Source organism: Parafrankia soli, from assembly GCF_001854695.1.
GTDB lineage: Bacteria > Actinomycetota > Actinomycetes > Frankiales > Frankiaceae > Parafrankia > Parafrankia soli.
In genome coordinates, this window is the sequence record NZ_MAXA01000113.1 from 161,348 (window position 1) to 177,064 (window position 15,717).

Consider the following 15,717-nt stretch of genomic DNA (forward strand, 5'->3'; position numbering starts at 1 on the left):
GGGATGCGGTGTGACCGACAGGCCCGACGTGGGCGGCCCCGGTGCGCTGGCCGAGGCGTTCGAGGCGGAGCGCGGGTACCTGCGCGCCGTGGCCTACCGCATCCTCGGCTCGGTCACCGACACCGAGGACATCGTCCAGGACGCCTGGCTGCGTCTCGCCCGGACCGACCCGGCCGCCATCGAGGACCTGCGCGGATGGTTGACCGTGGTCGTCGGCCGGCTCTGCCTCGACCATCTCCGCTCGGCCCGGGTCCGGCGGGAGACCTACGTCGGGCCGTGGCTGCCCGAGCCGCTGGTCGACCCGTCCGGTCCGGGCGGGTCGGCGGTGGCCGGCGTCGCGGCCCACACCGGCAGGGGTCGGCCGGGCCCGGCCGGCGGGGGCGGCGCGACCGGCCCGGTCGGCGAGGTCACGGCCGTGGCCGCCGAGCGGGCCGACCCGGCGGACCGGGTCACCCTCGCCGAGTCGGTCAGCATGGCCATGCTGGTCGTCCTGGAGTCACTGAGCCCGGCCGAGCGGACCGCGCTGATCCTGCACGACGTCTTCGGCTACGGCTTCGAGGAGGTCGCCGAGGTGACCGGCCGCAGCCCGGCCGCCAGCCGGCAGCTCGCCAGCCGCGCCCGGCGGCACGTGCGGGAGCGGGCCGTCCGCTTCGATCCCGACCCGGCCCAGCGGCGCGGTGTCGCCGATGCGTTCCTGGCGGCCGCCGCCGGCGGTGACCTGGCCGCGCTGCTGCGCGTCCTCGACCCGGACGTCGTGCTGCGCTCGGACGGCGGCGGTGTGGTGCGCGCCGCGCTGCGCCCGATCGACGGGGCGGACAAGGTGGCGCGGTTCCTGCACGGCCTGATCGAGAAGGGCCGCCGGCGGTACGGGACCGCGGTGCGCTTCGTCCCGGTCGAGGTCAACGGGGGAGCGGGTATCGCCACATACGCCGGTCCGCGGCTGGTGAACGTCGTCGCGCTCACGGTGTGGCGCGGGCTGGTCACGGAGATCGACGTCGTGGTCAACCCGGCGAAGCTGCGCCATCTCACGCAACCGCCACACGGCGGCTGAGTACGTCGCCACCCGCCCGGACGGGCGCCGCGACCAGCGGAAACCATGAGTGCCACGGGTGGCGGCACGATACGGCAGGATGGAAACGTGGCCATCTACGCGTTGGGGGACCTCGAACCCTCGATCGATCCGTCCGCGTACGTTCATCCCGACGCGACGGTGATCGGGAACGTCACGATCGGCCCGGAGTCGACGGTCTGGCCCGGCGTCGTGCTCCGCGGCGACCATGGGCGCATCGTGATCGGCGCGCGGACGTCCATCCAGGACGGCACGGTGATCCACACGACCGCGCAGTTCCCCACGATCGTCGGGGACGACTGCGTGATCGGGCACATCGTGCACCTCGAGGGCTGCGTGGTCGAGGACGGCTCCCTGGTCGGCTCCGGGTCGATCGTCCTGCACCAGGCCCGGGTGGCACGCGGCGCCCTGGTCGCCGCCGGCGCCGTGGTCGGCAACCGGATGGTGGTTCCCGAGCGGGCGATGGCGTTGGGCATCCCGGCGAAGATCCGCGAGGGCGCCGCCTCGCAGGAGCTCATCACCATGGCGGCCGCCCACTACGTCGAGAATGGACGCCGCTTCCGCAAGGACCTGCGCCGCCTGGACTGACCGAGGCCCGCGGCCGAGGCCGCTGCCCGGCGTTCGGTGATCCGTGGCGGTTGAGCGAGTCGTGGATGTCACTCAACCGCCACAGTTGTACGCAGCGGTGCCGCCGTCGGCCTAGTTCTCCGAGGTCGAGATCTCCGGGCGCAGCATGCCGGGGGGCGGGGAGCCCGTCGCCCGGACCCAGCCGCGCGCGGCGACCCGCTCGGCGGCCAGCCGGCCGAGACCGATGGCCAGGCCGGAGAGCGCGGCCCAGGCGATCGCCTCCGCCCAGGAGGTCTCCGGGTCCGCCGGGTTCACCGGCGGGTCGGACTTGCGTATCTTCCGGTAGGCCGCGGTGACGCCCCTGCTCGCCGCGGTGCCGGCGAGCGCGGTCGCCGCGCCGCCCACGATCTTCCATCCCATCTTCGAAGCCGGTCCGGCCACCCCACACCTCTCGTCCGTGCGCCCCGACTCGCCGGGGCGCAGCTGGTATCGCTCTTCTGCCCTACCCCGCGGCGCGGGGTTTCCTCCTCGCGACCGCCGGAGGCCGGGTCGTCCTCGTGTCGCCGGCATGTGCCGGCCGTCTCGTCACGGGGAGTCGTTAGTGTCGCGGACAGCCCGCCCGGGTGAGGACGACCCAGGAGAATCATGACCGCGACCACCCCCACGCCACCCGGCGCCCCGCTTCCTGTCGGCGCCCTGCGCGCCTACGTTCCACCAGCCGACGCCGTGCCCGGTGATGGCGTGGCCGGCGACATCGTCCCCGGCGCGCAGCGCCCCGAGCCGCCGACCCGCCAGCCGACCGGTGATTCGGTGCCGCCGACCGGCCAGCCGGCCGTCGGCGCGGGCACGCTGGAGGTGCTGGTCCGCCGTCTGGACCCGGATCTCCCGCTGCCCGCCTACGCCCAGCCCTCGGACGCCGGCGCCGACCTGGTGACCGCGCAGGACGTCACGCTGGCGCCCGGTGAACGGGCCATCGTCGGAACCGGCCTCTCCGTCGCGCTGCCCGAGGGCTATGCGGCTTTCGTGCATCCCCGCAGCGGACTGGCCGCGCGACACGGTCTGTCCGTGGTCAACGCCCCCGGAACCGTCGATGCCGGTTACCGTGGAGAAGTCAAGGTGATACTTATAAACACCGATCGAAGTGAAGTCATCGCTCTCCGTCGTGGGGATCGGGTGGCTCAGCTCGTGGTCCAGCGGGTGGAGCACGCGGTCTTCCGCGAGGTCGACCTGCTCCCGGATTCCGTCCGGGGTGCGGGCGGCTTCGGGTCGACGGGCGGTTTCGGGCGGTCCTCCGACGGTGGACCGCGAAGGGAGGGCCACGGTGTTCGGTCGGGGTCGTAGGTCGTCGGCCGTCATGGCGGCCGACCCGAGGGCGGAGGAGCCGGACGACGTCGATCTGGTCGGCCCCTTCGACCTCGAGGAGGCGCCCGACGACGACGTGCACAGGCTCGACCTCGGGGCGCTGCGGGTGCCGGCGCTGCGCGGCGTCCAGGTGCAGTTCCAGGTGGAGGAGTCGACCGGCAAGCCGCTCACCGTCGTCGTGACGGACGGGCGCAGCGCCATGGAGCTCGCGGTGTTCGCCGCGCCGAAGACCAGCCCGCTGTGGGACGACGTCCGCACGGAGATCCTGGAGACCGTGCGGGACACCGGCGGCAGCGAGGTCGAGGGCCCGTACGGGCTGGAGCTGCGGCTGCGGCTGCCCACGAGCCAGCCGGGGGAGACCGTGCCCGGGCGGATGATCGGCGTCGACGGGCCCCGCTGGTTCCTGCGGGCCGTCGTGACCGGCGCGGCGGGGCAGGACCCGTCGGCCGGGCCGCTGCTCGACGAGACGCTCGGTGGGATCATCGTGGTCCGCGGCGACTCGGCGATGCCCGTGCGGGATCCGCTGCCGCTGCGGCTGCCGAAGGAGATCTCCGAGCATCCGGACGGCCCCGGCGCGGAAGCCGAGCAGCGCTCGGATTCCAGGCCCGCGATCCCGGTTCCCGGCGTTCGGATCAGCGAGACCCGCTGACCCTTTCCCGGCCCGTCGGGCCGCCGCGCCGAGGCCGGTGACCGGAGGCGGAACGGCGCCGAAACAGTACGGGAACGAGTCCGTGGCGCGCGGCGGGCCCTCGCCGGCTGTCCCATCATGGGCGCGATCGGTGGTGGCGGGTGGTCCGTCCACCTCATAATCCCGGTTCAGGGCGCCGATGCGTGGGCTCGTGGTGGGATTCCCACCCGCCGGTCCGGTGACGTCCCAGGTTTCGGATTCCGTCGCCCGGCTTCGGGAGCGGTTCGATGATCGGAGGAGCCGTGGGCGAGGGGCGCGGCTGGTTGGGACGACGGTTCCACCGGCTGACAGCGGACAACCAGGAACTTGAGGACGAGGAGCTGCGGCAGGCGTCGGTCGCCGTCGGCGCGGACCCGATGCACGCCTGTCGGGACCGCGAGGAGGCGTGCGTCGCCGGATCCATACGTTCGGTAACCGTCCGGGCGCGTTCGGGGGCACCGAGTCTGGAGGTCGACCTCTATGATGGAAGCGGCACCGTGACTCTCGTGTTCCTCGGCCGCAAGCACATCGCGGGCATAGAGGCCGGTCGATCGGTCAAGGCATCCGGTCGGGTCGTCGTGCGCGACGAGCGGACCACGATGTTCAATCCCCGCTACGAGCTGCTGCCAGCCTCCTCGACCAGCGCCTGAGTGGCGCCCGGCGACAGGACTACACCGCCCATGCCACCAGCGTCTCCGCAGGATCCGTCAGTGCCGAACCCGGCGACGGGTCCGGGCGACCCCGGCGGAGCGGCCGTGACCCCGGTCGACGGCGTCGCGGTACCGGGGGCGGGCCCTGGCCTCCCGGCCGGGCACGACGACGCCGGTGGCCGGGCCGGTGGGATCGCCAGCCGGGCCGGTGGGTCCGGTGGGTCCGGCGGTCGCGGCACCGGTGGTGAGCCACCGGTCACGCTGGCAGAGGCGGTGGGCGGCCCGCGCGGAATCATCGACAGCGCCATTCCGACGGTGGCGTTCGTCACCGTCAACGCCGAGGCCGGCCTGACGGCGGGGATCATCGTCGCGATCGCGGCGGCGGCCGGGCTCGTGGTCCTGCGGGTGGTGCGACACGAGCCCGTCCAGCAGGCGTTCTCCGGGCTCTTCGCGGTCGGGTTCGCCGCCTTCATAGCCTCCCGGACGGGCAGCGCCGAGGGCTTCTTCCTGCCCTCGATAGCGAAGAACGCCGTCTGCGCCGTCGTCGGCCTCGGCTCGGTCCTCGTCGGGCGTCCCGTCGGCGGCTACGTGATGGCCGGCTTCGACCAGCGGTACTCCAACTGGCGGGAGACACCGTCCGTCCGGCGGGCGGCGGTCTGGGCCACCTTCGTCTGGATCGCGGTGTTCGCGGCGCGGTTCGCGATCCAGGGCGTGCTCTACCTCGCGGGGGAGTCCGGCTGGCTCGCGGCGGCGAACATCGTGCTGGGTCTGCCGTTGTTCGGCGCGGCCGTGCTGGCCACCTTCGCGATCGTCCGGCGCCTCGCCCCGCTGGCGGAGGACGAGCCGTCCGGGGAGGACGGTCAGACGGGCGAACCCGGCCAGCTCGCCGCGGGCATCCCGAACGACTGACAGACCGCGCCGCGCCCCCGGCGCGACGACCGGGATCGGCTAGAGCACCCCGGAGACGCGCTGGTTCCGGCTGGCGTCGGCGGGGACGGCGCCGAGTAGCGCCGCGAGGCTCTCCTCGGCCTCGCTCGTGGTCGCGACGGCCAGCACCTCGTCGCCCGGCTCGAGCGTGCTGTCCGGTGACGGGACCACCGCGTTGCCGTCCCGCAGGATCACGACGACGGCGGAGTCCGGTGGGAGGTCGACGTCGCCCAGCCGCCGGCCCACGACGGGCGCGTCCGCGGTCAGGGTGAGCTCGACGAGGGAGGCGTCGCCCTGGCGGAACTTCATCAGGCGCACCAGGTCACCGACGCTCACCGCCTCCTCGACCAGCGCGGTCAGCATGCGCGGCGCGGACACCGCCACGTCGACGCCCCAGGACTCGGTGAACAGCCACTCGTTCTTGGGATGGTTGACCCGCGCGACCACCCTGGGCACGCCGAACTCGGTCTTCGCCAACAGCGAGACCACGAGGTTGACCTTGTCGTCGCCGGTGGCGGCGACCATCACCGCGCAGCAGTCCAGGCCGGCGCCGTCGAGGGAGGACAGCTCGCAGGCGTCGGCGAGCAGCCAGTCCGCCGCGGGCAGCGCGTCCCGGCGGATCTTGTTCGGGTCGCGCTCGATGATGAGCACCTCGGAGCCGTTCTCCAGCAGTTCCGCGGCGATCGAGCGGCCGACCTTGCCGGCGCCCGCGATCGYCACCCGCCGGTTCGCCGTCCCGCTCCGCTCGGCGGCCCCGTCCTGTTCGGTGCCCCCGGTACGCGCGTCCGGATCCGCGGTCATCGCAGGTCCTCGTCTCTCGTCGTCAGTCGTGCCGGCGTCGCCAGTGGTGCCCGCGTCGTCAGTCGTGGTCGGGGCCGGTGCGGATGATCGCGTCCGCCTCGGTGGCCCGCGCCTTGGCGACCGCGATGTGCAGGACGTCGCCGTCCTGCACCATGGTCCGCCCGTCGGGGAGCAGGCCGTCGCCGAACCGGGTCACGCACGCCACCCTGACCTCGGCCCGGGACTCCAGCTCGGCGAGCCGCCGTCCCACCCAGCCGCGCGCCGGCGTGACCGCCGTGAGCAGCACCGAGCCGGACGTGTCCGTCCACTCGGGGGTGACGGCGTCCGGGACGAGACGACCGAGGATCTGGTCGCGCGTCCAGCGCACCGTGGCGACGGTGGGGATGCCGAGGCGTTCGTAGACCTCGGCCCGCCGGGGGTCGTAGATGCGGGCCACCACCCGCTCCACGCCGAACATTTCCCGGGCGACCCGGGCGGAGATGATGTTCGAGTTGTCCCCGCTGGAGACTGCGGCGAACGCGGCCGCCCCGGCGATGCCGGCCTCGACGAGGGTGTCCCGGTCGAAGCCCATGCCGGTCACCGCCCGCCCGCCGAAGCCGGCCGACAGGCGATTGAACGCGGCCGGGTTCTGGTCGATGACGGCCACCGAGTGGCCGAGCCGCTCGACGGCACCAGCCAGGGATGAGCCGACCCGGCCGCAGCCGAGGATCACGACGTGCACGGGAGGTGAGCGTAGTCCGATCGGGGTTGCCCGGTCGATGTCTGTCGGCCACCCGTCCTGGCAGCTCATCGGGCACGTGTGTCGCTATGGCCGGGTTGGAGTGCGCCACGTCACACACACTGGGGAGGTGGGATCGGGGTCGGTAGCATCGCCGCGTGGCGCTCACAGACCGACTGAAGCGCGGATTCGTCGGTCGCCCCATCGGCTCGGACCGACTCGGTGAGACATTGCTGCCCAAGCGGGTCGCGCTCCCCGTGTTCGCCAGCGACGCGCTCTCATCGGTCTCCTACGCGTCGGAGGAGATCCTTCTCGTCCTCGCGCTCGGCGGACTCACGCTGCTGCACTACACGCCGTGGATCGCGGGCGCGGTCGTGATCCTCATGCTGACCGTGGTGGCGTCGTACCGGCAGAACGTGCACGCCTACCCCAGCGGCGGCGGCGACTATGAGGTGGCCTCAGTCAACCTCGGCCCCCGCGCCGGCCTGATGGTCGGCAGCGCCCTGCTGGTGGACTACGTGCTCACCGTCGCCGTGTCGGTGTCCGCGGGTGTCGCGAACCTGACATCGGCGGCGACGGGGCTCGCCGAGCACAAGGTGCTCATCGCCAGCCTTCTGGTCGTGCTGCTCACGCTGGTCAACCTGCGCGGTGTGCGTGAGTCCGGGTCGGCGTTCGCCGCGCCGTCCTACGCGTTCATCATCGGCATCCTCGTGATGATCGTGACGGGGCTGGTGCAGACCGTCCTCGGGGACGCACCGCGGGCCGAGAGCGCCGGTTATGAGGTCCACGCGGAGCAGAACTTCGCCGGCCTGGCCCTGCTCTTCCTGGTTCTGCGCGCCTTCGCGTCGGGCTGCACGGCGCTGACGGGTGTCGAGGCGATCAGCAACGGCGTGCCCGCCTTCCGCCGGCCGAAGAGCCGCAACGCCGCCACCACGCTGCTGATGATGGGCGTCATCGCCGTCACCATGTTCGTCGGCGTGACGGCGCTGGCCCTCATCTCGGACGTCCACATCGCCGAGAACCCGGCGGACCTCATCGGGGCGCACGGCGAGCAGCGGACCGTCGTCGCCCAGATCGCGGCCGCGGTGTTCGGGGACGGCTCGGTGGGCTTCATCTACGTGGCCGCGGTGACCACGCTCATCCTCATTCTGGCGGCCAACACCGCCTTCAACGGCTTCCCGGTGCTCGGCTCGATCCTCGCGCGCGACGGCTACCTGCCCCGCCAGCTACACACCCGCGGCGACCGGCTCGCCTACTCCAACGGGATCGTGCTGCTGGCCGGGTTCGCGATCCTGCTCATCGTCGTGTTCGACGCGCAGGTCACGGCGCTGATCCAGCTCTACATCCTCGGTGTGTTCATCTCGTTCACCCTCAGCCAGACCGGGATGGTCCGGCACTGGGCGCGCCTGCTGCGCGAATCCGACCCGGCGGCCGCCCCCGACGGCTCCGCCCCGCTGGTGGCGGGCGGCGAGCGGAGGGCCGAGCACGGTGGCGAGCGGAATGGTGACCCGCTGGCCGGCGGCGTGCCGCTGGACGCGAGCATGCGCCGCAGGATCCGCCGCTACCAGGCCATCAGCTTCCTCGGGGCGTGCCTGACCGGGGCCGTGCTCATCCTCGTGCTGCTCACCAAGTTCACCCGCGGGGCCTGGATCGTCTGCATCGCGATCCCGGTGATCTACCTGGGCATGCAGGCCATCCACCGGCACTACGACCGGGTCGCCACCGAGCTGACGCCCGAGCCCGGGCCGCCGACCCTGCCGTCCCGGGTGCACGGGGTGGTCCTGGTCAGCAAGATGCACGCGCCGACCCTGCGCGCGCTGGCCTACGCGAAGGCCACGAAGCCGCACACGCTGGTCGCCGTCACCGTGGCCGTCGACCCGGCCGAGACGGAACGGCTGCGCCAGGCCTGGGAGGAACGCGGTATCAAGATCGATCTCGTTGTACTGGCGTCGCCGTACCGGGAGGTGACCCGCCCGGTCCTCGACTACGTCGCCCGCATCCGGCGGGAGAGCCCGCGCGACGTGACCGCGGTGTTCGTCCCGGAGTACGTCGTCGGGCGCTGGTGGGAGCACCTGCTACACAACCAGAGCGCGCTGCGGCTCAAGGCCCGGCTGCTCTTCCAGCCCGGGGTGATGATGATCAGTGTCCCGTGGCAGCTCGCGTCCAGCTCGCACGCGCAGACCAGGCAGGAGTCGGTCGGCGCGGGCGCGGTCAGACGGGGCAGCGCGGCCCCGCCCGGGCACTTCCGGCCTGGGCACCGGGGTCCGGGGCCGGGGAGCGCTGGTGGCGGTGACGCCGCCGTGACCGCGAACCCGCCGGCCAGTTCAAACGCGGCGCCGCCCGGGGATGCCCCGTGAGCGGGCGCCCGGCGCGGCCGTCCAGCGGGACCAGGCGACACCCCGCGGCACCGGACGGCACGGCGGAGCGGACCGGACGGCCGGTCCGGCACCGCGCCGGCGACGCCGCCCGGGACCGCGCCGGCGATACCAGCCGGGACCGGCCGGAGCGGGCCGATCGGGACCGGACCGACAGGGTGGGCGGGGTGACGCGCCCCGTCCCCGTTCCGCCCAGCGAACTGGTGGAGCTTGACGTCGGCCCGGTCGCGCACCGTGGGCTCTGTGTGGCCCGCGCCGGCGGTCGGGTCGTGTTCGTGCGTCACGCGCTGCCCGGCGAGCGGGTACGAGTCCGGATCACCGACGTCTCCCACGACCGTTACTGGCGCGCCGACGCCGTCGAGATCCTCGTCGCCTCCCCGGACCGGGTGGCGCCCCCCTGCCCGCACGCGCGTCCCGGCGGGTGCGGAGGGTGCGACTGGCAGCACGCCACGCCCGCCGCGCAGCGCCGGCTCAAGGCACGGGTGGTCGAGGACGCGCTGCGGCGGCTGGCCGGCCTCGACCGCGCCGTGCTGGTCGAGGCGTTGCCGTCGGAGGGGCCCGACGGGCTGGGCTGGCGCACCAGGATGCGCTTCTCGCGGACGCCCGACGGCGGCGTCGGGCTGCGCGCGCACCGCTCCCACGAGGTGGTGCCCACTCCCGACTGCAAGATCGCTCATCCGCTGCTCGCCCGGGTGATCGCCGACCCGGTCTTCCTGACCGGCGACGGCTCGCCCGAGGTGACCGGCCAGGCGGTGGAGCTTGTGGCGATGCCCGGCGACGCCGTGGCGTACTCGACGCGGTCCGGCGGGTGGCGCGTCACCGAGACCGGCCTCGCCGCCGACGCCGAGGGCCCTGGTCCTGACCGCGGCGAGCCGGCGCCGGTCGAGGTGGTCGAGACGGTCGAAGGCCGCGAGTTCCGGCTGGAGCCGGGGGTCTTCTGGCAGGTCCACCCGGCCGCCGCGGCGACGCTGGTCGCCGCGGTGCGCGAGGCGGCCGCGGCTGCGGCGGGGGACACGGCCCTCGACCTGTACTGCGGGGCGGGGCTGTTCGCCGCGTTCCTCGCCGAGGCGGTCGGACCGACCGGGCGGGTCATCGCGCTGGAATCCGACGAGGCCGCCGTCCGCTCCGCCGCGCGGAGCCTGGCGGACCTGCCCTGGGTGTCGCTGCGTTCCCTGCGGGTGACCCCGGCGACGGTCCGCGGCCTCGTCGGCGCGGCGGACCAGCCGGCCGCGCCCGCCGACGGCCTCCCGGCCGGCGGCGCCACGCCCGGCCCGGCCCGGCGGGCGGTGGATGTCGCGGTGCTCGACCCGCCGCGGACCGGCGCGGGTCGTGAGGTTATGACCGAGCTTCTCGCGCACCGGCCGCGCCGGGTCGTCTACGTGGCCTGCGACCCCGCCGCGCTCGCGCGGGACGTGGCGGTCGCGGCGGGCGAGGGGTATCGGCTCACCGAGCTCCGCGCGTTCGACCTGTTCCCGATGACCTCGCACGTGGAGTGCGTGGCGACCTTGGAGCCCGCGCCCGCGGGCGCGACCGGTGCCGCGGGCGCGGCCGGCTCCGTGGAGCCGGCCCGGCCAGGTACGGGCAGCACGGCGCTACCGCGATGACCGTTGACGGCCACGTGGCCGCGCCGCAAGGCTTTGTGTTCATGCCCCGAACGCCGCCCGGCTCCCAGTCGTCGCTGCGCGCCGCCAACCGGGACCGGGTCCTGGGCGTGCTGCGGCGGGAGGGCAGCCTCGCCCAGGCGGAGATCGCGCGGCTGACCGGGCTGTCCCCGGCGACCGTCTCCAACATCGTCGGTGAGCTCCGCGAGAGTGGGGACGTTGACGTGCGCCCCGCGGTGAGCGGCGGGCGGCGGGCGGTCCGGGTGTCGCTGTCGCGGCGGTCCGGAGTCGTGATCGGGCTCGACTTCGGCCACCGCCACCTGCGGGTCGCCATCGGCGACCTCGCGCACGAGGTGCTGGCCGAGGACGTCGTCGACATCGACGTCGATCACCAGGCCCAGGAGGGCATCGCGACGGCCGGCCGGCTGGTCGACGACCTGCTCGGGCGGCTCGCCGTCGACCGGGCGGACGTGGTCGGCGTGGGCATGGGCCTGCCCGGCCCGATCGACGCGGTCACCGGCGCCGTCGGATCCTCGGCGATCCTGCCCGGATGGGTCGGCGTGCCCGCCGCCGCGCAGATGTCGGAGCGGCTCGGGCTGCCCGTCCGGGTCGACAACGACGCCAACCTCGGTGCCCTCGCCGAACTGCACTGGGGCGCCGGCCAGGGCGTCCGCGACCTCGCCTACCTCAAGGCCTCCACCGGCGTCGGCTCCGGCCTGGTCATCGACGGGCGCGTCCACCGCGGCGGAGCGGGAACCGCGGGCGAGATCGGGCATACCACGCTGGACGAGAACGGCTCGGTCTGCCGCTGCGGAAACCGCGGCTGCCTGGAGACGATCGTCGGAACGTCGGTGCTGCTCGAGTCGCTGCGCACGAGCCACGGGCCGGACCTCACCGTGCGCGGGATGATCGACCGCGCGGTCGCCGGTGACGCGGGATGCGCCCGCGTGGTCTCGGACGCCGGCCGGGCCATCGGGAACGCGGCCGCGAACCTGTGCAACCTGCTGAACCCCCAGATGATCGTCGTGGGCGGCGACCTCGCGGCGGCGGGGGAGACCCTGTTGGAACCGATGCGCCAGGTGGTGCACCGCTTCGCCGTTCCGGCGGCCGTCCCGACAATCGTGGCCGGCGTGCTCGGCGAGCGTGCGGAGGTCCTCGGCGCCCTCGCGCTGGTGCTGCGCGAGGGCGAGCCGATCCCGCGCTGACCGGGCGCCAATCCTGACCGGCGCCGCGCTGACCCCTCCGGCCTGACGGGCGCGTCCGCGCAGGCCCAGCTCCGGAGTACCAGCTCAGGGCGTGTTCCGGCCCCACCGCCGCAACCCTGAGTCGCCGATCTGTGCCTTCGGGTCGTGATGCCATCGGAACATGAATGAGAAACTTTGCGGACCTAATTCTTGTATTCAAGTCTTGACGGCAAAGTCATCCTCTCCGCAGACTGCCACCAGAGCGTGACCGGTTCGCTCCGGCACGCAGCAGCGAACTCGGGAGGGGCGCGTGGCAGACAACTCGCTCGACGACGGGGTACCTCGGCGCGGTCGGATGCGCGGCCATGCGGGGAGACGGCGAGGTCGCCTTTTCGCGGCCGCGTCGGTGGCGGTCATGGTCGTGCTGGCCGCCGTGGGATGCACGTCGGACTCGTCCGATGACGAGGCGCCCCAGGGAGGATCCGAGAGCGGAACCATCGCGCTCCTGTTACCCGAGACCCAGACGACCCGCTACGAATCGGCCGACCGCCCCTACTTCGAGGCGCGGATGGCGAAGATCTGCCCCGACTGCAAGGTGCTGTACTCGAACGCCGACCAGGACTCGGCCGCCCAGCAGAACCAGGCCGAGCAGGCCATGACCAACGGCGCCAAGGTCCTCGTCCTGGACCCGGTGGACGGCGAGGCCGCGGCGGTGATCGCCCGCAACGCGCGGGACCGTGGCGTGCGCGTGGTCTCCTACGACCGGCTCATCCAGAAGGCGCCCGTCGACGCCTACGTCTCCTTCGACAACGAGAAGGTCGGCCAGTTGCAGGGCCAGTCGCTCCTCGACGCGATCGGCGACCGGGCCGGCGCCGGCAAGGTCATCATGATCAACGGCTCGCAGGACGACCCGAACGCCCAGCAGTTCAAGGACGGCGCGCTGTCGGTCCTGGAGGGCAAGGTGACGATCGGCTTCGACACGTTCACCCCCGACTGGTCTCCCGACACCGCCGGTCGGGAGATGGACCAGGCGATCACCACCGTCGGCCGGGAGAACATCGTCGGGGTCTACGCCGCGAACGACGGCATGGCCGGCGCCGTGGTCGCCGCGCTGCGCCGGGCGAACGTGACGCCGCTGCCGCCCGTCACCGGCCAGGACGCCGAACTCGCCGGGGTACAGCGCGTACTCGCCGGAGATCAGCACATGACCGTCTACAAGGCCATCCGCCCCGAGGCGGAGCAGGCGGCCGACCTGGCGCTCGCGCTGCTGCGCGGTGAGCCCGTCGACACGATCGCGACCGGGCGCGTCGACAACGGCAACGGTCAGGTTCCCTCCGTCCTGCTGGAACCGGTCGCGGTCACCCGGGACACCGTCGCCGAGACGGTGGTGAAGGACGGCTTCCTCGCCAAGGCCGACCTGTGTGCCGGCACGTACGCGACGGCCTGCGCGTCCGCCGGCATCTCCTGACCTCACGTCCCGTCCCCGGGATCCGCGGTGAGCTGCTTTGCCGGCGGCTCACCGCGGATCCCCTCGTGGCTGTTCCTGGAAGGCACGGGCCCGTCATGTCCGATCTGGTGTTGTCCCTACGTGGGATCTCCAAGCGTTTCGGCGCGGTGCAGGCGCTCACCGACGTCGACCTGGACCTGCGCGCCGGGGAGGCGCTCGCCCTCGTCGGCGACAACGGCGCCGGCAAGTCCACGCTGGTCAAGTGCATCTCCGGCGTCTCGCCGCCGACCGGCGGGGAGATCTGGTTCGCCGGCCGCCCGGCACGCCTCGAGCGCCCGCAGGACGCGGTGGCTCTCGGGATCGCGACCGTCTACCAGGATCTCGCGCTCTGCGACAACCTCGACGTCGTCAACAACCTCTTCCTCGGCCGCGAGCGGCGCCGCCGGCTGGGCCGGTTCGCCGGCGCGCTCGACGAGATCGGCATGGAGCGCAGCGCGCTGGACCTCCTGCGCACCCTGGCGGTGAGCATCCCGAGCGTGCGCATCCCGGTGGCGTCGCTGTCCGGCGGCCAGCGGCAGTCCGTCGCGATCGCGCGCTCGCTGCTCGGTGATCCGGCGGTGGTCCTGCTCGACGAGCCGACCGCCGCGCTGGGCGTGGCGCAGACCGAGCAGGTGCTCGACCTCATCGTCCGGCTGCGCGAGCGCGGCCTGGCCGTACTCGTGATCAGCCACAACCTCGCGGACGTCTTCGCCGTGTGCGACCGCGTCGCGGTGCTCCGGCTCGGCCGCAACGCCGGCACGTTCGACATCGGCTCCGCCTCCCGGGAGGACGTCGTGGCCGCGATCACCGGCGCCGACACGGCCCACGGGACGGGCCGGGCGGAGGTGCGTTCGCGATGAGTGAGCTCGCGCCCGGCGCCGCCAAGCCCGCAGCCGGCTCCGCCCAGTCGGACCCCGTCCAACCGGACCCCGTCCAGTCGGTTCCCGCCGCGGGGGCGGTCGGTGTCGTCGCGCCCGGGCGGGGTGACGCGGCGGTCGACCCGCGCCTGCTCTTCGCCGGCCCGGGCCTGCGCGGCCTGGCGGACTCGGCGCTGCGCCACGTGCGCGCGGGCGAGCTCGGCTCGCTACCGGTCATCGTCGGGCTCGTCGTGATCTGGACGATCTTCCAGTTCCAGAACTCGAACTTCCTCACCTCCTACAACCTGACGAACCTCGCACTGCAGGTCGCCGCGACCGGGACGATCGCCACCGGCGTCTTCCTCGTCCTGCTGCTCGGCGAGATCGACCTGTCGGTCGGCTGGGTCAGTGGGCTGTGCGCGTCGGTCATGGCGGTGCTGTCGGTGCGCCACGGGTGGGCGCCGGTTCTGGCGATCGTGGCCGCGCTGGTCGTCGGCGCCGCCGTAGGTGCCCTGCAGGGCAGCCTGTTCGCCGTGTTCGGCGTCCCGTCCTTCGTCGTGACGCTGGCGGGCTTCATCGCCTGGCAGGGCGTGCAGCTCAAGGTGCTCGGCCGGGACGGATCGCTCAACCTGCCGGACAGCGAGATCACGAAGCTGACGTCCACCTTCTTCACCGACGCCACCGGATGGGTGATCGCCGGGATCGCCGTGGCCGGGTATGCCGGTGCCCAGCTCGCCGAGGTCCGCGGCCGCCGGCGGGCCGGGCTGCGGCCCCGCCCGATCGCGGAGGTCGCGGTGCGGGTGGTCGTCGTGGGCGGCGCGCTCATCGCGGCGGTGGCGATCCTCAACGACGACCGCGGGCTGCCGCTGGCGCTGCTGATCTTCGGCTGCCTGGTGCTGCTGGTGGACCTGGTTTCGCGGCGCACCAGCTACGGCCGCCACCTGTACGCCGTCGGCGGCAACGTCGAAGCGGCGCGCCGGGCCGGCATCAACGTGCGCGCGCTGCGCGTCTCGGCGTTCGCCGCCGCGTCCTGCCTGGCCGGCGTCGGCGGTGTCCTCGCCGCCGCGCGGCTGACGAGCGTCACGCAGGCCTCCGGCGGCAGCGACACGCTGCTCAACGCGATCGCCGCGGCGGTGATCGGCGGGACGAGCCTGTTCGGCGGGCGCGGTCGAGCCTGGTCGGCGCTGCTCGGCATCCTGGTGATCGGTTCGATCGCCAACGGGATGGACCTGCTCGGTCTCGACCAGTCGGTCAAGTTCATCATCACCGGGTCGGTCCTGCTCGCCGCGGTGCTTCTGGACGCGGCCGCGCGCCGGGGGAGGCAGGCGAGTGGCCGCGGGTGAGCCGCCCGAGTCCCCAACGGTGCTGACCGTGTGTAATCGCGAGCGAGCCGATCAGGGGTGCCCATAACGGCCGTTCACATGTGACGGCGACGTGACAACAAGATGACAGG

15 protein-coding genes are annotated in these 15,717 nt (G+C 73.4%); 12 read left to right on the top strand and 3 right to left on the bottom strand.

All coding sequences use genetic code 11. The features are described 5' to 3' along the window. The first annotated feature begins 10 nt into the window (after positions 1-10). Together BBK14_RS11090 and BBK14_RS11095 are read left to right on the top strand one after the other, a co-directional pair. Entirely contained in the window at positions 11-1,051 is a 1,041-nt protein-coding gene (locus BBK14_RS11090; protein ID WP_071061620.1) for a sigma-70 family RNA polymerase sigma factor, read from the top strand. A gap of 87 nt (positions 1,052-1,138) precedes the next feature. After that, entirely contained in the window at positions 1,139-1,657 is a 519-nt protein-coding gene (locus BBK14_RS11095) for a gamma carbonic anhydrase family protein (RefSeq protein ID WP_235014496.1), read from the top strand. 111 nt (positions 1,658-1,768) lie between these two features. Here BBK14_RS11095 and BBK14_RS11100 read toward each other — a convergent pair whose 3' ends face one another. Next, positions 1,769-2,077 (bottom strand): DUF4235 domain-containing protein, encoded by a 309-nt coding sequence (locus BBK14_RS11100; RefSeq protein WP_071061624.1) that lies wholly within the window; start codon positions 2,075-2,077, stop codon positions 1,769-1,771. A 204-nt stretch (positions 2,078-2,281) separates the two neighbouring features. On the opposite strand from BBK14_RS11100, the gene dut reads away from it, so the two are divergent. From dut to BBK14_RS11120, 4 genes are all read left to right on the top strand, one after another. Continuing rightward, complete coding sequence (gene dut, locus BBK14_RS11105) at positions 2,282-2,977, top strand: dUTP diphosphatase (protein ID WP_071061625.1); 696 nt, start codon at positions 2,282-2,284, stop codon at positions 2,975-2,977. Continuing rightward, positions 2,958-3,647 carry a DUF3710 domain-containing protein gene (locus BBK14_RS11110; protein ID WP_071061629.1) on the top strand — a complete coding sequence of 230 codons (690 nt, stop codon included), beginning with the start codon at positions 2,958-2,960 and terminating at the stop codon, positions 3,645-3,647. Before dut ends, BBK14_RS11110 begins: the two co-directional genes overlap by 20 nt. Before the next feature lie 281 nt (positions 3,648-3,928). Next, a complete protein-coding gene (locus BBK14_RS11115; protein WP_071061631.1) occupies positions 3,929-4,315 on the top strand; it encodes an OB-fold nucleic acid binding domain-containing protein in 387 nt (128 codons plus the stop codon). Between the two features lie 105 nt (positions 4,316-4,420). Continuing rightward, positions 4,421-5,224, top strand: coding sequence for a DUF3159 domain-containing protein (locus BBK14_RS11120; RefSeq protein ID WP_116430047.1), 804 nt, complete (start codon positions 4,421-4,423; stop codon positions 5,222-5,224). 39 nt (positions 5,225-5,263) lie between these two features. Here the strand turns inward: BBK14_RS11120 and BBK14_RS11125 are convergent, their stop codons facing one another. Next, positions 5,264-6,043, bottom strand: a complete 780-nt coding sequence (locus tag BBK14_RS11125) for a potassium channel family protein (protein WP_083390860.1) — start codon at positions 6,041-6,043, stop codon at positions 5,264-5,266. A gap of 58 nt (positions 6,044-6,101) precedes the next feature. Beyond that, the gene (locus BBK14_RS11130) at positions 6,102-6,764 is read right to left on the bottom strand and encodes a potassium channel family protein (protein WP_071061635.1); all 663 of its coding nucleotides are present in this window, start codon (positions 6,762-6,764) and stop codon (positions 6,102-6,104) included. Between the two features lie 155 nt (positions 6,765-6,919). Here BBK14_RS11130 and BBK14_RS11135 point away from each other — a divergent pair, with 155 nt between their 5' ends. From BBK14_RS11135 to BBK14_RS11160, 6 genes are all read left to right on the top strand, one after another. Next, positions 6,920-9,118, top strand: coding sequence for an APC family permease (locus tag BBK14_RS11135; protein ID WP_071061637.1), 2,199 nt, complete (start codon positions 6,920-6,922; stop codon positions 9,116-9,118). Further along, entirely contained in the window at positions 9,115-10,740 is a 1,626-nt protein-coding gene (locus BBK14_RS11140; protein WP_476739391.1) for a class I SAM-dependent RNA methyltransferase, read from the top strand. Before BBK14_RS11135 ends, BBK14_RS11140 begins: the two co-directional genes overlap by 4 nt. 41 nt (positions 10,741-10,781) lie before the next feature. Beyond that, the gene (locus BBK14_RS11145) at positions 10,782-11,942 is read left to right on the top strand and encodes an ROK family transcriptional regulator (protein ID WP_071061780.1); all 1,161 of its coding nucleotides are present in this window, start codon (positions 10,782-10,784) and stop codon (positions 11,940-11,942) included. A 289-nt stretch (positions 11,943-12,231) separates the two neighbouring features. Next, on the top strand, positions 12,232-13,389 hold the full coding sequence (locus BBK14_RS11150; protein ID WP_083390861.1) for a sugar ABC transporter substrate-binding protein: 1,158 nt from the start codon (positions 12,232-12,234) through the stop codon (positions 13,387-13,389). Between the two features lie 95 nt (positions 13,390-13,484). Next, positions 13,485-14,267 (top strand): ATP-binding cassette domain-containing protein, encoded by a 783-nt coding sequence (locus BBK14_RS11155; RefSeq protein WP_071061785.1) that lies wholly within the window; start codon positions 13,485-13,487, stop codon positions 14,265-14,267. After that, complete coding sequence (locus BBK14_RS11160) at positions 14,264-15,607, top strand: sugar ABC transporter permease (protein WP_071061642.1); 1,344 nt, start codon at positions 14,264-14,266, stop codon at positions 15,605-15,607. The genes BBK14_RS11155 and BBK14_RS11160 overlap by 4 nt, the downstream gene beginning before the upstream one ends. Positions 15,608-15,717 lie beyond the last annotated feature (110 nt).

What these genes read in the sequence shown, in the direction of transcription:
- BBK14_RS11145 (WP_071061780.1), top strand. Translation starts at nt 10,782, where the DNA reads ATGCCCCGAACGCCGCCCGGCTCCCAGTCGTCGCTGCGCGCCGCCAAC.
- BBK14_RS11155 (WP_071061785.1), top strand. Translation starts at nt 13,485, where the DNA reads ATGTCCGATCTGGTGTTGTCCCTACGTGGGATCTCCAAGCGTTTCGGC.
- BBK14_RS11160 (WP_071061642.1), top strand. Translation starts at nt 14,264, where the DNA reads ATGAGTGAGCTCGCGCCCGGCGCCGCCAAGCCCGCAGCCGGCTCCGCC.
- dut (WP_071061625.1), top strand. Translation starts at nt 2,282, where the DNA reads ATGACCGCGACCACCCCCACGCCACCCGGCGCCCCGCTTCCTGTCGGC.